This is a genomic window from Citrobacter sp. Cf072 (assembly GCF_030334485.1).
In the GTDB taxonomy this organism is placed as follows: domain Bacteria; phylum Pseudomonadota; class Gammaproteobacteria; order Enterobacterales; family Enterobacteriaceae; genus Citrobacter; species Citrobacter freundii.
In genome coordinates this window covers 225,712-240,385 of record NZ_JAOWDX010000046.1, presented here as the reverse complement: position 1 = coordinate 240,385, position 14,674 = coordinate 225,712, and the positions used below count along the sequence as shown (strand labels likewise).

Here is a 14,674-nt window from a genome sequence, read left to right as displayed (position 1 = left end):
CGATGGTTGTGATTGCCGCGCTATCCGCGCGGCGTTTCATCCCAGCTTTCGGGGGCAAGCTGTTGTCTGATATCAGGATAACGGTGCGGATCGAATTCCGGGCGCACCCCGAGTTTACGCTGGCGCAGATAGTCGCTGGCGATGGTATGGACAACCGGAGAAAGCAGCAGAATCGCTGTCAGGTTAGTAATGGCCATACAAGCCATAATGATATCGGCCAACTGCCAGACCAGCGGGAAGCTGACAAACGTTCCGCCGATAATGGTGCTAATGGTAGCGATTCGCAATAGCCAGATGACGCGCATATTGTCCAGTTTCAGAAAGACGAGATTGTTCTCCGCATAGATGTAGTTGGCGACGATCGAGCTAAAGGCAAACAGAATCACAATAAAAGCCACGAATCCGGCTCCCCATTCTCCCGTCAGCGTTACCATTGCTTTTTGAAGTAACTGGATGCCTTCCATTGGCACATAGCTGGTGCCATTGCCTGCCAACAGAATAATCATCGCGCTAGCCGTACAGACCACGAGAGTGTCGCCTAATACCCCAATCATTTGCACAATGCCTTGTGCCGCAGGATGCGGTGGCCAGGAGGCGGCCGATGCGGCTGCATTCGGCGTAGATCCCATTCCGGCTTCGTTAGAAAACATGCCGCGCTGAAAACCGTTGGCAATAGCCTGGCTTAGCGTATATCCGGCCGCACCCGCCGCTGCTTCCTGCCAGCCAAAGGCGCTTTTTATAATGGTGACGATAATGTCGGGAAGCTGCCCGATATGCCACAGACAGATGATGATGCTACTTCCAACCCACAGCAGTGCCATCATCGGAACGAACCATTGCATCAGGCGTGCGACGCCTTTAATACCGCCGACGATGACCAGTAATGACACTATTGCCAGTGCGATACCGGAGAAGAGGGGAGGGATGTCAAAAGCAAAGGTCAACGCACGAGAGACCGAGTTCGCCTGAACGCTGTTAAAAATCAGTCCATAGGCAATCAGTAAAAAGATGGCAAAAAGGACGCCCATCCAGCGCATGCCCAGACCACGTGCCATATACCACGCAGGACCACCGCGGAACTGTCCTTTGCTATCGCGTTCTTTATACAGTTGGGCAAGTGAGCACTCGGCGAATGACGTTGCCATACCAATGACCGCTGAGACCCACATCCAGAAAATGGCTCCAGGGCCGCCAGCGGCGATCGCCAACGCTACGCCGGCCAGGTTCCCGCTACCGATACGCGCGGCAAGGCTGGTGCACAGAGCCTGAAAGGAAGTTAAACCGCCCGGCTGCGGGCTAATGCTGTTTTTAAGACTTGTGCCAAACTGGCGAATGTAGCGGAACTGCACGAACCCTGTACGCCAGGTGAACCAACATCCTGCGCCAAGCAGGAGGTAGATCATCACCGATCCCCAGAGTATTTCATTAATAAATGAGAAAAAATCAGGCATTAACATCCCTCTTGTTGATGCCGGTAAGCGCGAAGATTTCCGTGTAAGCGCTACCAATAATCGACCAGTATATACCTTGTCATGAGAGTGATTGCGGGAGTTTATCATAACAATCGTTATATCCCGCAATTGCGCATCACAGGCTTTGAGATGCGTAATCAGGGCTGAGCAGCGGGTCGGACAATCCAGGCGGTTGCGCTGAGAGTGCGTCGTGCTATCATCAGGGAAGATCGGTTACATCCCCCTAACAAGCTGTTTAAAGAGAATCGCTATCATGACGGACAAATTGACCTCCCTTCGTCAGTTCACCACAGTAGTGGCCGACACCGGAGACATCGCGGCAATGAAGCTGTATCAGCCTCAGGATGCCACAACTAACCCTTCTCTCATTCTTAACGCAGCGCAGATCCCAGAATACCGCAAGCTGATTGATGACGCTGTAGCCTGGGCTAAGCAGCAGAGCAACGACCGCGCACAGCAGATCGTCGACGCGACCGACAAACTGGCAGTAAATATCGGTCTGGAGATCCTGAAACTGGTCCCGGGTCGTATCTCTACTGAAGTTGACGCTCGTCTGTCTTACGACACCGACGCGTCCATCGCGAAAGCAAAACGTCTGATCAAGATGTACAACGACGCTGGCATCAGCAACGATCGCATTCTGATTAAACTGGCTTCAACCTGGCAGGGCATCCGTGCCGCTGAGCAGCTGGAAAAAGAAGGCATCAACTGTAACCTGACTCTGCTGTTCTCCTTCGCGCAGGCACGTGCATGTGCAGAAGCTGGCGTATACCTGATTTCTCCGTTCGTTGGTCGTATTCTTGACTGGTACAAAGCCAACACCGACAAGAAAGAGTATGCACCGGCAGAAGATCCGGGTGTGGTTTCCGTAACGGAAATCTACGAGTACTACAAACAGCACGGTTACGAAACCGTGGTGATGGGTGCGAGCTTCCGTAACATCGGCGAAATCATTGAGCTGGCAGGCTGCGATCGTCTGACGATTGCTCCGGCACTGCTGAAAGAGCTGGCGGAAAGCGAAGGCGCTATCGAACGTAAACTGTCCTTCTCCGGCGAAGTGAAAGCGCGTCCTGCACGCATCACCGAAGCTGAGTTCCTGTGGCAGCACAACCAGGATCCGATGGCTGTAGATAAACTGGCGGACGGTATCCGTAAGTTTGCTGTAGACCAGGGTAAACTGGAAAAAATGATCGGCGATCTGCTGTAATCATTAACGCGTGGCCCTGATATGGGTCACGCTACCTCTTCTGAAACCTGTCTGTCCTTCCTTTCGCAGTGTATCATTCTGTTTAACGAGACTGTTTAAACGGAATAATCATGAATACTTTACGCATTGGCCTGGTTTCCATTTCTGACCGTGCTTCCAGCGGCGTTTACCAGGATAAAGGTATCCCGGCCCTTGAAGAGTGGCTGGCATCTGCCCTTACCACCCCTTTTGAGCTGCAAACGCGACTGATCCCGGATGAACAGGCGATCATCGAACAGACCTTATGCGAGCTGGTGGATGAAATGAGCTGTCATCTGGTGCTGACAACCGGCGGAACGGGTCCGGCACGTCGCGACGTGACCCCCGATGCTACGCTTGCCGTGGCTGACCGCCAGATGCCAGGCTTTGGCGAACAGATGCGCCAGATAAGTCTGCACTTTGTGCCAACGGCTATTCTCTCCCGCCAGGTTGGTGTTATTCGTAAACAGGCGTTGATCCTGAATCTGCCTGGGCAGCCGAAATCGATCAAAGAAACGCTGGAAGGCGTGAAAGATGCCGACGGTAAGGTGATCGTACCGGGTATTTTTGCAAGTGTACCGTATTGTATACAGTTGCTGGATGGGCCGTATGTGGAAACCGCACCGGCTGTTGTAGCATCTTTTCGTCCTAAAAGCGCAATTCGCGATACAAACAGCTGAAAGTAGCCCGATCGTGACATAAGTGCCAATCACAGTGGAGTGTTGAATTGTTTACGATATAGTAATTTTTGCTTTACATATATCGACAGACAGATTCAATAACTCCACTGACTGATGGTTTGCTATGTCACAACACACTCGACCGCTTAATCGCCAGGATTATAAAACTCTTACGCTTGCTGCCCTCGGCGGTGCGCTTGAGTTTTATGATTTCATTATCTTCGTCTTCTTTGCCGCTGTTGTTGGTGAACTCTTCTTTCCGGCAGACATTCCTGAGTGGCTACGTCAGGTGCAAACCTTCGGCATTTTTGCCGCCGGATATCTGGCGCGTCCGCTGGGTGGCATCATCATGGCGCACTTTGGCGATCTGGTCGGGCGTAAGAAAATGTTCACCCTGAGCATTTTGCTGATGGCGATACCGACGCTGGCGATTGGTCTTTTGCCTACCTACGCCTCAATGGGGATCCTCGCACCGTTGTTGTTACTGCTGATGCGCATTTTGCAAGGCGCTGCCATCGGCGGAGAAGTGCCGGGCGCGTGGGTGTTCGTGGCGGAGCATGTACCGGAGCGCCGCATCGGCATTGCCTGTGGCACGCTGACCGCCGGGCTGACGGTGGGGATTCTGTTGGGGTCGGTGGTTGCGACGCTGGTGAATACCAACCTGACGCAACAGGCGGTGCATGACTACGGCTGGCGTATCCCGTTCCTGTTGGGGGGCGTTTTTGGGCTGGTGGCGATGTACCTGCGTCGCTGGTTGCAGGAAACGCCCATCTTCCTCGAAATGCAGCAGCGTAAAGCACTTGCGCAAGAGCTACCGGTGAAGTCGGTGGTGAGTAAGCATAAAAAAGCGGTGGTTATTTCAATGCTGCTGACCTGGTTGTTATCGGCCGGGATTGTGGTGGTGATCCTGATGTCACCAGTCTGGTTGCAGAAGCAGTATGGCTTTGCACCCGCGCTAACGCTACAGGCCAACAGTGTCGCTACCATTATGCTGTGCGTCGGCTGTCTGCTGGCCGGATTTATTGTCGACCGGGTCGGCGCCAGCAAAACCTTTATTGTCGGCAGCCTGCTGCTGGCCTGTTCGAGCTGGTTTTTCTATCACCTGACCGGCAGCCATCCTCAGCACTTGTTCCTGTTATACGGGCTGGTGGGATTATGCGTTGGCGTGGTCGGCGCAGTGCCTTATGTCATGGTGCGGGCGTTTCCGGCGGAAGTCCGTTTTACCGGTATTTCCTTTTCCTATAACGTCTCATATGCCATTTTTGGTGGTCTGACGCCAATCGCCGTGACGATGTTAATGGGCGTGTCGCCAATGGCTCCGGCCTGGTATGTGCTGGCCTTATCGCTGGTGGGGTTAGGTCTGGGGATTTGGCTGCGACAGGATATTTATCATCGCGATACGAGCGTACAGGGAGAGTTACAGCGTTTGTAAGGAATATCCCCCCTTCAGGGGGGATATTGTCAGATTAGTGCGCTTCACCAATCGGCAGGATGGTACGGCCAAACTGTTCGTTCAGCACTTCACCCATCGCCAGGTAAATGGCGCTTGCACCACACACTAAGCCAACCCAACCCGCTACGTGAATGATTGCTTCGTTACCTGCAATGTTGCCAACGGCCAGCAGGGCGAACAGCACTGTCAGGCTCAGGAACACGAACTGCAGCATGCGCGCGGCTTTCAGCGTACCGAAGAACATGAACAGAGTGAACACGCCCCACAGACCCAGGTAAGCGCCCAGGAACTGACCATTGGTTGCATCCGCGAGGCCCATTTTCGGCATCAGCAGAATCGCAACCAGCGTCAGCCAGAACGAACCGTAGGAGGTAAAGGCGGTTAAACCGAAGGTGTTGCCTTTTTTATATTCCAGAAGACCGGCAAAAATTTGCGCGATACCGCCGTAGAAAATGCCCATCGCCAGAATAATAACGTCTAAAGCGAAGAAACCCGCGTTATGCAGGTTAAGCAGAATGGTGGTCATGCCAAAGCCCATCAGGCCCAGCGGTGCCGGATTAGCCAACTTAGTGTTGCCCATAATTCCTCAAAATCATCATTGATTGAATGGTGAAATAGTTTCCCCGAATAACGATCGCTGTCTTCGGGGCGCGGCATAATAATCAGGGGAGAGGGCACTGTCTATGATCTAACGAAGGGAAAACGAATTATTTTCCCTGTGATGGGCATCACGCTTGTGCGTGGTTGAACATTCTGCGCAGGCAGGCAATGTGGAGTACAGCCGGGATCGTCACCCGATAAGCGCTGCCGCTCACCGCTTTAACCCCGTTTAAAGCCGCACCTACCGGGCCGCCAAGTCCGGCTCCGCGCAGTAATCCGTGCCCGATTACGCTGACGGCGGCGTGGGTTCGCAGAATTTTGGTTAACTGGCCGGAGAGCAGGTGAGAGACGCCTTTTGCCAGGTGACGATCCTTCAATAATAACGGTAGCAGTTCTTCCAGTTCAAAAACTTTTGCATCGACAGCCTGCAGAAATTCCTGCTTTTGTCCGGCATCCATTTTTTGCCAGGCATTGCGTAAAAAGTGCTCCAGCAGAGACTGTTCAATTTCGAACGTGGACATCTCTTTATCAGCTTTAATCTTCAGACGCTTCGAAACGTCCAGCAAAATCGCCCGATACAGTTTTCCATGTCCACGGAGTTTATTGGCAATGCTGTCGCCCCCATAATGCTGCAGTTCGCCAGCAATCAGTTGCCAGTTGCGGCGGTGCTGTTCCGGATGTCCTTCCATCGATTTAAATAAATCGTTGTGGTTGAGAACGCTCGACAGACGGGCTTTCCCCTTTTCATTATGTGTAAGCAGGCGGGTAATATTGGCGAGCTGCTCCTCACTGCAATGCTGAAGAAAATCGAGATCGTCGTCATTCAAATAGGTGACATTCATGTTTCTATGGCTTTTGAATAAAAGTATGGGGAATTAGTCGTCGCCGATGATTTTCAGCGTCGCCATATCAGAAGAGTTCACCGTATGGCCGGAGAAGGTAATTTTTTTCACGCAGCGCTTATTGTCGTTGTCGCTATTGATGTTGATCCAATTGGTCGTTTGCCCTTCTTTGATGGAGGAAGGCACGTTCAGACTCTGGCTGGACATGCGGGCAGCTTTGAAATAAACCGATGCACCACTGAGCTGTAAATCACCATGATCGGCCGTAAGTTGAATGCGTTTCACCACGCGGCAAACAGGAAGTTTCAGCGTTAGATCGTTGGTTTCATTACGAGGCATGGCGATCACGCCGAGGACTTTATGATCGTTAGCGTGTGCGGCGCTGCTCAGCAGCAGGCCCATAAGCAGGCTGGCGGAAAGGGTTAATACGGATTTCATGGAATTTCTCTTTGACGGCTGTAAAAGTGTGTCGTTTCAGACCATCTTACCGCTGTCAGAATCATGATTCATGCTTGTAATCTTTTCTTTTTATTACAATTTTTATGTGAATGGCTGTGCTGAATTTATCTGTTTTATGAATTAATTTTGATTTGAGACTATTCATTTTTTAATCTTTTAGCCTTTTTTCTGCGATTTTATTGCCACAAGGCTAAAAAAAATTTTCATGCCCCCCTTGATGACGTGGGTTACGACCCCATCTTGTAAGCAACCGCAGTGGTGAGTCTGAAAAAAAACGATTCAGGGTAGTTGAAACCGCACGTTTCGCCCTTATTACAGATTCACAACCACATGATGACCGAATTTTTAGTGGAGACGTTTAGATGGGTAAAATTATTGGTATCGACCTGGGTACTACCAACTCTTGTGTAGCGATTATGGATGGCACTACTGCACGTGTGCTGGAGAACGCCGAGGGCGATCGCACCACGCCTTCTATCATTGCTTATACCCAGGATGGTGAAACTCTGGTTGGTCAGCCGGCTAAACGTCAGGCAGTGACAAACCCGCAAAACACCCTGTTTGCGATTAAACGCCTGATTGGCCGCCGCTTCCAGGACGAAGAAGTACAGCGTGATGAAGCCATCATGCCGTACAAAATCATCGGTGCTGACAACGGTGATGCATGGATTGACGTAAAAGGTCAGAAACTGGCACCGCCGCAGATTTCTGCTGAAGTGCTGAAAAAAATGAAGAAAACAGCTGAAGATTACCTGGGTGAGCCGGTAACTGAAGCAGTTATCACCGTACCTGCATACTTTAACGATGCTCAGCGTCAGGCAACTAAAGACGCCGGTCGTATCGCAGGTCTGGAAGTAAAACGTATCATCAACGAACCAACCGCAGCTGCGCTGGCTTACGGTCTGGATAAAGAAGTCGGCAACCGTACTATCGCGGTATATGACCTCGGTGGTGGTACTTTCGATATCTCTATTATCGAAATCGACGAAGTTGACGGCGAAAAAACCTTCGAAGTTCTGGCAACCAACGGTGATACCCACCTGGGTGGTGAAGACTTCGACAGCCGTATGATCAACTACCTGGTTGACGAGTTTAAGAAAGATCAGGGTATCGACCTGCGTAATGACCCGCTGGCGATGCAGCGTCTGAAAGAAGCCGCTGAGAAAGCGAAGATCGAGCTGTCTTCCGCTCAGCAGACCGACGTGAACCTGCCGTACATCACTGCAGACGCGACCGGTCCGAAACATATGAACATCAAAGTGACCCGTGCGAAACTGGAAAGCCTGGTTGAAGACCTGGTTAACCGTTCTATCGAGCCGCTGAAAGTTGCTCTGCAGGATGCTGGCCTGTCTGTATCTGATATCAACGACGTTATCCTCGTTGGTGGTCAGACGCGTATGCCGATGGTGCAGAAGAAAGTCGCTGAGTTCTTCGGTAAAGAACCGCGTAAAGACGTTAACCCGGACGAAGCCGTAGCAATCGGTGCTGCTGTTCAGGGTGGTGTATTGACCGGTGATGTTAAAGACGTGCTGCTGCTGGACGTTACCCCGCTGTCTCTGGGTATCGAAACCATGGGTGGCGTAATGACTCCGCTGATCGCGAAAAACACCACTATCCCGACCAAGCACAGCCAGGTGTTCTCTACCGCTGAAGACAACCAGTCTGCGGTAACCATCCATGTGCTGCAGGGTGAACGTAAACGTGCTGCTGATAACAAAGATCTGGGTCAGTTTAACCTGGATGGTATCAGCCCGGCTCCGCGCGGTATGCCGCAGATCGAAGTTACTTTTGACATCGATGCCGACGGTATCCTGCACGTTTCCGCGAAAGACAAAAACAGCGGTAAAGAGCAGAAGATCACCATCAAGGCTTCTTCTGGTCTGAACGAAGAAGAAATTCAGAAAATGGTTCGCGAAGCAGAAGCGAACGCAGAATCTGACCGTAAGTTTGAAGAGCTGGTTCAGACCCGTAACCAGGGTGACCATCTGCTGCACAGCACTCGCAAGCAGGTTGAAGAAGCAGGCGACAAACTGCCGGCTGACGACAAAACTGCCATCGAGTCTGCACTGACCGCGCTGGAAACTTCTCTGAAAGGTGAAGACAAAGCGGATATCGAAGCGAAAATGCAGGCGCTGGCACAGGTTTCCCAGAAACTGATGGAAATCGCTCAGCAGCAGCACGCACAGCAACAGGCTGGTGCAGCAGGCGCTGATGCTTCTGCAAATAACGCGAAAGATGACGACGTTGTCGACGCCGAGTTTGAAGAAGTGAAAGACAAAAAATAATCGCCCTTTGAACGGGTAATTACTGGCACGGGCGAAGAGGTTTCCTCTCCGCCCGTGCACGCATGTTAGGGGCAGATAAAAAGAGATGGCTAAGCAAGACTATTACGAGATTTTAGGCGTTTCCAAATCAGCGGAAGAGCGTGAAATCAAAAAGGCCTACAAGCGCCTGGCCATGAAATATCACCCGGACCGCAACCAGGGTGATAAAGAGGCCGAAGCCAAGTTTAAAGAGATCAAAGAAGCGTACGAGATCCTGACCGATGCGCAAAAACGTGCGGCCTACGATCAGTACGGTCATGCTGCGTTTGAGCAAGGCGGTATGGGCGGCGGCGGCGGTTTTGGCGGCGGGGCTGACTTCAGCGATATCTTTGGTGACGTGTTTGGCGATATCTTTGGCGGCGGTCGTGGTCGTCAGCGCGCCTCACGTGGTGCTGATTTACGTTACAACATGGATCTCACTCTGGAAGAAGCCGTGCGTGGCGTCACCAAAGAGATCCGTATTCCGACTCTGGAAGAGTGTGACGTCTGCCACGGTAGCGGCGCGAAGGTGGGCACTCAGCCGCAAACCTGTCCAACCTGTCACGGTTCTGGTCAGGTGCAGATGCGTCAGGGCTTTTTTGCCGTACAGCAGACCTGTCCACACTGTCAAGGCCGCGGTACGCTGATCAAAGATCCGTGCAACAAATGCCACGGGCATGGTCGCGTTGAGAAGAGCAAAACGCTGTCTGTTAAAATCCCGGCTGGGGTTGATACCGGCGACCGTATCCGTTTGTCTGGTGAAGGCGAAGCCGGTGAGCATGGCGCGCCAGCAGGTGATTTGTACGTTCAGGTGCAGGTAAAACAACACCCAATTTTCGAACGTGAAGGCAATAACCTCTACTGCGAAGTGCCGATTAACTTTGCGATGGCTGCTCTGGGCGGCGAGATTGAAGTCCCGACGCTGGACGGTCGCGTGAAGCTAAAAATTCCGGGCGAAACGCAAACTGGCAAACTTTTCCGCATGCGTGGAAAGGGCGTCAAGTCTGTACGCGGTGGCGCTCAGGGAGACCTGCTGTGCCGCGTGGTAGTGGAAACCCCGGTTGGCCTGAACGACAAGCAGAAGCAACTGCTGAAAGATTTGCAGGACAGCTTTGGCGGCCCGACGGGTGAACAAAACAGTCCGCGCTCCAAAAGTTTCTTCGACGGTGTGAAGAAGTTCTTTGACGATCTGACTCGCTAATTCGCCGTTTTATCTCGAATAAAAAGCCTGGGACTGAAAAGCCTCAGGCTTTTTTATTTCTGTTTTCCGCTCGGAAAATCTTTATCGACTTTATCTGAATAGGTCGTAAAAACCGATCTATCAATCACAAATAATCTAATTTTAACGAGCTTTTTGAGGGTGTAAGATAGTATTTACGAAGTATTCACCCAATAGAGAGAATAAAAGTGAAACATCTGCATCGTTTTTTTAGTAGTGACGCCTCGGGGGGCATCATTCTGATCATCGCTGCCGTGGTCGCTATGCTGATGGCAAACATCGGGGTAACCAGTGGATGGTACCACGCCTTTTTGGAAACACCCGTTCAACTGCGGGTTGGCGCGCTTGAGATCAACAAAAATATGCTGCTGTGGATCAACGACGCGTTGATGGCGGTGTTCTTCCTGTTGATTGGTCTGGAGGTGAAGCGTGAGTTGATGCAAGGCTCGCTGGCCAGCCTGCGTCAGGCAGCGTTTCCGATCATTGCCGCTATCGGGGGCATGATTGTCCCGGCGCTGCTGTACCTGGCATTCAACTATGCCGATCCCATCACCCGTGAAGGGTGGGCGATCCCGGCGGCAACGGACATCGCTTTTGCGTTAGGTGTGCTGGCGTTGTTGGGCAGCCGCGTTCCGCTGGCGTTGAAAATATTCCTGATGGCGCTGGCGATTATTGATGACCTCGGCGCTATCGTAATCATCGCACTGTTCTACACCAGCGATCTCTCGCTGCTGTCGCTGGGCGTTGCCGCGTGTGCCATTCTCGTCCTGGCGGCCTTGAATCTGTGTGGCGTGAGACGTACCGGGATTTATATTCTGGTGGGCGTGGTGCTATGGACTGCGGTACTGAAGTCCGGCGTGCATGCGACGCTGGCTGGCGTGATCGTCGGTTTCTTCATTCCGTTAAAGGAAAAACACGGGCGTTCACCGGCGAAGCGACTGGAGCATGTTCTGCATCCATGGGTGGCATACCTGATCCTGCCACTGTTTGCCTTCGCCAACGCGGGCGTTTCACTGCAGGGCGTTACTATTGATGGACTGACCTCGGTGTTACCGCTGGGGATCATTGCCGGCCTGTTGATCGGCAAACCGCTGGGTATCAGCCTGTTTTGCTGGCTGGCGTTACGCCTTAAGGTGGCGCAATTGCCGGAGGGAACGAACTTCCAGCAAATTATGGCGGTCGGCATTCTGTGCGGCATTGGCTTTACAATGTCAATTTTTATCGCCAGCCTGGCGTTTGGGAACGTCGATCCTGAGCTGATTAACTGGGCGAAACTGGGGATCCTGATCGGTTCCTTGCTGTCGGCGGTAATAGGTTACTGCTGGTTACGCACCCGGTTGAACGCGTCAGCCTGACGGGATAACCCTTTTGTGACAATTTTCAGGGAGTGAGTATGTCTCATATAAACTACAACCACCTGTACTACTTTTGGCATGTCTATAAAGAAGGTTCGGTGGTTGGCGCTGCAGAAGCGCTTTATCTGACGCCGCAGACCATTACCGGGCAGATTAAAGCGCTTGAGGAACGTTTGCAGGGAAAGCTGTTCAAGCGCAAGGGGCGTGGACTGGAGCCTAGTGAGTTAGGCGAATTGGTTTTTCGTTATGCGGATAAGATGTTCACCTTAAGCCAGGAAATGCTGGATATCGTGAACTACCGCAAAGAGTCTAATTTACTGTTTGATGTCGGCGTGGCGGATGCGCTATCGAAGCAGCTGGTCAGTAGCGTGCTTGATGCCGCTGTGGTTGAAGATGAACAAATCCATCTGCGTTGTTTTGAGTCAACACATGAGATGCTGTTGGATCAACTCAGTCAGCATAAGCTGGATATGATTATCTCCGACTGCCCGATCGACTCTACGCAGCAGGAAGGGCTGTTCTCAGTGCGGATAGGCGAATGCAGCGTGAGTTTTTGGTGCACCAAACCGTTGCCTGAAAAACCCTTCCCGGCCTGCCTTGAGGAGCGTCGATTACTGATCCCTGGACGTCGTTCAATGCTCGGTCGTAAGCTGCTGAATTGGATCAACTCACAAGGATTGAATGTCGAAATCCTCGGCGAGTTTGATGACGCTGCGCTGATGAAAGCGTTTGGCGCAACGCATAATGCCATTTTCGTTGCACCTACGCTGTATTCACACAATTTCTATGCCGATGATTCTATTGTTGAAATTGGACGCGTAGAGAATGTGATGGAGGAGTATCACGCCATATTTGCTGAAAGGATGATCCAGCATCCGGCGGTGCAGCGTATTTGCAATACGGACTACTCAGCACTGTTCAAGTCGCCACAGGTCTAAACGCCTTCATGTTGCCGGCTGCGGTGTACTAACCGCAGCCGGACTGTGACTACAGTTTCAACATATTACGATACTGCCCGCCTTCGCGGATAAATACCGGAATTCTGTTCAGGGGAGCGTCATAGCGCAGCGTTTGTCCTCCCTGATAGCTCTCGCCGGTTGCAAGATCCGTCCATGTTTCACCTTCCGGTAGCCAAACGTCACGCTCGCGCATACCTTCAAGCATGACGGGCGCAACCAGCAGGTCGGGGCCAAAACAGTACTGGTCGGTAATCTCCCAACTCCTTGTCTGTTCTGGGAATTCAAAAAACAGGGTGCGCATAACCGGGGCATTGCGTTCGTGTGTTTCCGCCATCACCGCTTTGATGTACGGCCTTAACTTTTCTCGCAACGTCAGACAGCCAGTCAACACTTCGCACACCTCTTCACCATAGCTCCACACTTCGTTTGCAGCACCGGTCGGACACTGGGCAATACCATCACGGTAAGGATGTTCTGGTAAAATCTGCGGATCGCGGTTGCCGTGCAGGCGCATCACTGGGCTAAACACGCCCCACTGGAACCAGCGAATCAGCAACTCATGAAAGTGTGGGTCGTGAATATTGCCGCCATGAAAGCCGCCAATATCTGTTGTCCACCACGGGATACCTGCAATACCCATGTTCATCCCGGCGGCAAACTGATTGCGCAGAGAACGAAACGATGAGTGGATATCACCTGACCAGACCAGCGCGCCGTATTTCTGACTTCCGGCCCAGGCGCAGCGCAGCAGGTTGATCACCTGGTCTTCGCCATCGGCTTTCATGCCGTCAAAAAAGGTTTTGGCGTACATTCGCGGGTAGATATTGCCCACTTCCAGCACCGGTCCGGCGTGGTAGCGATAATTATCGTAGTCGTAAACGCTGAACTCCGGCTCGGCTTCGTCTAGCCAGAAGAGCTTCACGCCTTTATCGTAATAGTTGCGTTTTGCTTTACCCCAGACGTAGTCGCGAGCGTCGGGATGGGTGGCATCAAAGAAAGTGGTATTGCCGAGGAAATCCATATTAATCGGCAATCCGCGCTCTGTTTGCACCAGCCAGCCGTTTTCGCGCATCTCCCGATAGCTCTCGGTTCGGCTATCCACAGTTGGCCAGACGGAGACCATTAGCTCAATACCCAGCGATTTTAGCTCGGCGATCATGGCATCGGGATCGGGCCAGTCCCGCGAGTCGAACATCCAGTCCCCCTGATTTGGCCAGTGGAAGAAATCGATCACGATTACCGAGATGGGGAGATTGCGCCGTTTGTACTCGCGGGCGACGGCGAGCAACTCCTCCTGAGTGCGATAACGTAACTTGCACTGCCAGAAGCCCATGGCGTAATCCGGCATCATCGGCGGCGTGCCCGTGGCGAGCGCATACGCCCGGCTAATTTCTGCCGGGGTATCGCCAGCGGTGATCCAGTAGTCCAGCTGCTCGCTGATTTGAGCTTCCCACTCGGTCACGTTGTGGGCGAATGTCACGCGGCCGACCGCCGGATTGTTCCATAAAAATCCGTAGCCCAGGCTTGAGAGCATAAAGGGCACCGAGGCCTGAGAGTTGCGCTGGGCCAGTTCGAGCACGCATCCTTTGAGATCCAGATTGGCCTGCTGATATTGGCCCATGCCGTAAATTTTTTCCCCTTCGGTGGCTTCGAAGCGGGCTTTAAGTGAATATTTCCCACCCTGAATAGGGCGGAATTCGCGTCCCTCAAGGTTGAGTGCGCTGACGTACTGGCCGTGAGAAGATTCATCCTCGCCAATTTCGCCCCGCAGGCGCCAGAACTCCTGCAACAGGGGTTTGTGTGGATGACGGTAAAAGGTAACTTGTCCTTTTTGATTGACGATAGCGATAATTTTGCCGTTGGTCATTGTCGCCTGGTGGTGCTCATAATCGATGTGGCAGTGGCTTTCTGCGACTGGCTCAGTCAATGCCCAGTCTTCATTTCTCATTACCGGCAGATGACGACCACTGCGTACGCGCAGGCTGTTCTCGCCCCAGGGTTCAATCCACAAATAGCGATCGTTTTGCTGCCAGACCAGACGACGCGGGTCATGTTGCACAAATGGCATGGTGGTGCCTCCCATATTTTGAGGGTAAAGATTAAGAAA

The 14,674-nt window shown here is 52.3% G+C and carries 12 protein-coding genes; 7 read left to right on the top strand and 5 right to left on the bottom strand.

Annotation, left to right across the window (positions count from 1 at the left end; translation table 11 throughout):
- Positions 1-20: 20 nt before the first annotated feature.
- On the bottom strand, positions 21-1,451 hold the full coding sequence (locus OGX66_RS18270) for an alanine/glycine:cation symporter family protein (protein WP_003018976.1): 1,431 nt from the start codon (positions 1,449-1,451) through the stop codon (positions 21-23).
- Positions 1,452-1,725: 274 nt separating this feature from the next.
- On the opposite strand from OGX66_RS18270, the gene tal reads away from it, so the two are divergent.
- The 3 genes from tal (at position 1,726) to OGX66_RS18255 (ending at position 4,809) form a co-directional block, all read left to right on the top strand.
- The gene (gene tal / locus OGX66_RS18265) at positions 1,726-2,679 is read left to right on the top strand and encodes a transaldolase (protein WP_003018974.1); all 954 of its coding nucleotides are present in this window, start codon (positions 1,726-1,728) and stop codon (positions 2,677-2,679) included.
- Between the two features lie 110 nt (positions 2,680-2,789).
- A complete protein-coding gene (gene mog, locus OGX66_RS18260) occupies positions 2,790-3,377 on the top strand; it encodes a molybdopterin adenylyltransferase (RefSeq protein ID WP_003837312.1) in 588 nt (195 codons plus the stop codon).
- Between the two features lie 124 nt (positions 3,378-3,501).
- Positions 3,502-4,809, top strand: coding sequence for an MFS transporter (locus OGX66_RS18255; protein WP_003018971.1), 1,308 nt, complete (start codon positions 3,502-3,504; stop codon positions 4,807-4,809).
- Between the two features lie 34 nt (positions 4,810-4,843).
- Here the strand turns inward: OGX66_RS18255 and satP are convergent, their stop codons facing one another.
- The 3 genes from satP to OGX66_RS18240 form a co-directional block, all read right to left on the bottom strand.
- Positions 4,844-5,410, bottom strand: coding sequence for an acetate uptake transporter (satP, locus tag OGX66_RS18250; RefSeq protein ID WP_003018969.1), 567 nt, complete (start codon positions 5,408-5,410; stop codon positions 4,844-4,846).
- Between the two features lie 148 nt (positions 5,411-5,558).
- Positions 5,559-6,272, bottom strand: a complete 714-nt coding sequence (msyB, locus tag OGX66_RS18245; protein WP_046670910.1) for an acidic protein MsyB — start codon at positions 6,270-6,272, stop codon at positions 5,559-5,561.
- 33 nt (positions 6,273-6,305) lie between these two features.
- Entirely contained in the window at positions 6,306-6,710 is a 405-nt protein-coding gene (locus tag OGX66_RS18240) for a DUF2541 family protein (protein WP_003018965.1), read from the bottom strand.
- 383 nt (positions 6,711-7,093) lie between these two features.
- On the opposite strand from OGX66_RS18240, the gene dnaK reads away from it, so the two are divergent.
- The 4 genes from dnaK to nhaR all read left to right on the top strand — a co-directional run bounded on the left by dnaK (position 7,094) and on the right by nhaR (position 12,546).
- Positions 7,094-9,016 carry a molecular chaperone DnaK gene (dnaK, locus tag OGX66_RS18235; protein ID WP_003018959.1) on the top strand — a complete coding sequence of 641 codons (1,923 nt, stop codon included), beginning with the start codon at positions 7,094-7,096 and terminating at the stop codon, positions 9,014-9,016.
- 85 nt (positions 9,017-9,101) lie between these two features.
- Positions 9,102-10,235 carry a molecular chaperone DnaJ gene (gene dnaJ / locus OGX66_RS18230; protein WP_032937497.1) on the top strand — a complete coding sequence of 378 codons (1,134 nt, stop codon included), beginning with the start codon at positions 9,102-9,104 and terminating at the stop codon, positions 10,233-10,235.
- Between the two features lie 206 nt (positions 10,236-10,441).
- Positions 10,442-11,608 (top strand): Na+/H+ antiporter NhaA, encoded by a 1,167-nt coding sequence (nhaA, locus tag OGX66_RS18225; protein WP_003018952.1) that lies wholly within the window; start codon positions 10,442-10,444, stop codon positions 11,606-11,608.
- Positions 11,609-11,646: 38 nt separating this feature from the next.
- Positions 11,647-12,546 (top strand): transcriptional activator NhaR, encoded by a 900-nt coding sequence (nhaR, locus tag OGX66_RS18220; protein ID WP_003837333.1) that lies wholly within the window; start codon positions 11,647-11,649, stop codon positions 12,544-12,546.
- 49 nt (positions 12,547-12,595) lie between these two features.
- On the opposite strand, the gene OGX66_RS18215 is transcribed toward nhaR, so the two are convergent.
- A complete protein-coding gene (locus OGX66_RS18215; protein ID WP_103798170.1) occupies positions 12,596-14,635 on the bottom strand; it encodes a glycoside hydrolase family 31 protein in 2,040 nt (679 codons plus the stop codon).
- Positions 14,636-14,674: the final 39 nt, after the last annotated feature.

Coding starts and splice junctions, on each gene's coding strand:
- OGX66_RS18270 (WP_003018976.1), bottom strand. CDS start 1,451: ATGCCTGATTTTTTCTCATTTATTAATGAAATACTCTGGGGATCGGTG.
- tal (WP_003018974.1), top strand. CDS start 1,726: ATGACGGACAAATTGACCTCCCTTCGTCAGTTCACCACAGTAGTGGCC.
- mog (WP_003837312.1), top strand. CDS start 2,790: ATGAATACTTTACGCATTGGCCTGGTTTCCATTTCTGACCGTGCTTCC.
- OGX66_RS18255 (WP_003018971.1), top strand. CDS start 3,502: ATGTCACAACACACTCGACCGCTTAATCGCCAGGATTATAAAACTCTT.
- satP (WP_003018969.1), bottom strand. CDS start 5,410: ATGGGCAACACTAAGTTGGCTAATCCGGCACCGCTGGGCCTGATGGGC.
- msyB (WP_046670910.1), bottom strand. CDS start 6,272: ATGAATGTCACCTATTTGAATGACGACGATCTCGATTTTCTTCAGCAT.
- OGX66_RS18240 (WP_003018965.1), bottom strand. CDS start 6,710: ATGAAATCCGTATTAACCCTTTCCGCCAGCCTGCTTATGGGCCTGCTG.
- dnaK (WP_003018959.1), top strand. CDS start 7,094: ATGGGTAAAATTATTGGTATCGACCTGGGTACTACCAACTCTTGTGTA.
- dnaJ (WP_032937497.1), top strand. CDS start 9,102: ATGGCTAAGCAAGACTATTACGAGATTTTAGGCGTTTCCAAATCAGCG.
- nhaR (WP_003837333.1), top strand. CDS start 11,647: ATGTCTCATATAAACTACAACCACCTGTACTACTTTTGGCATGTCTAT.
- OGX66_RS18215 (WP_103798170.1), bottom strand. CDS start 14,635: ATGCCATTTGTGCAACATGACCCGCGTCGTCTGGTCTGGCAGCAAAAC.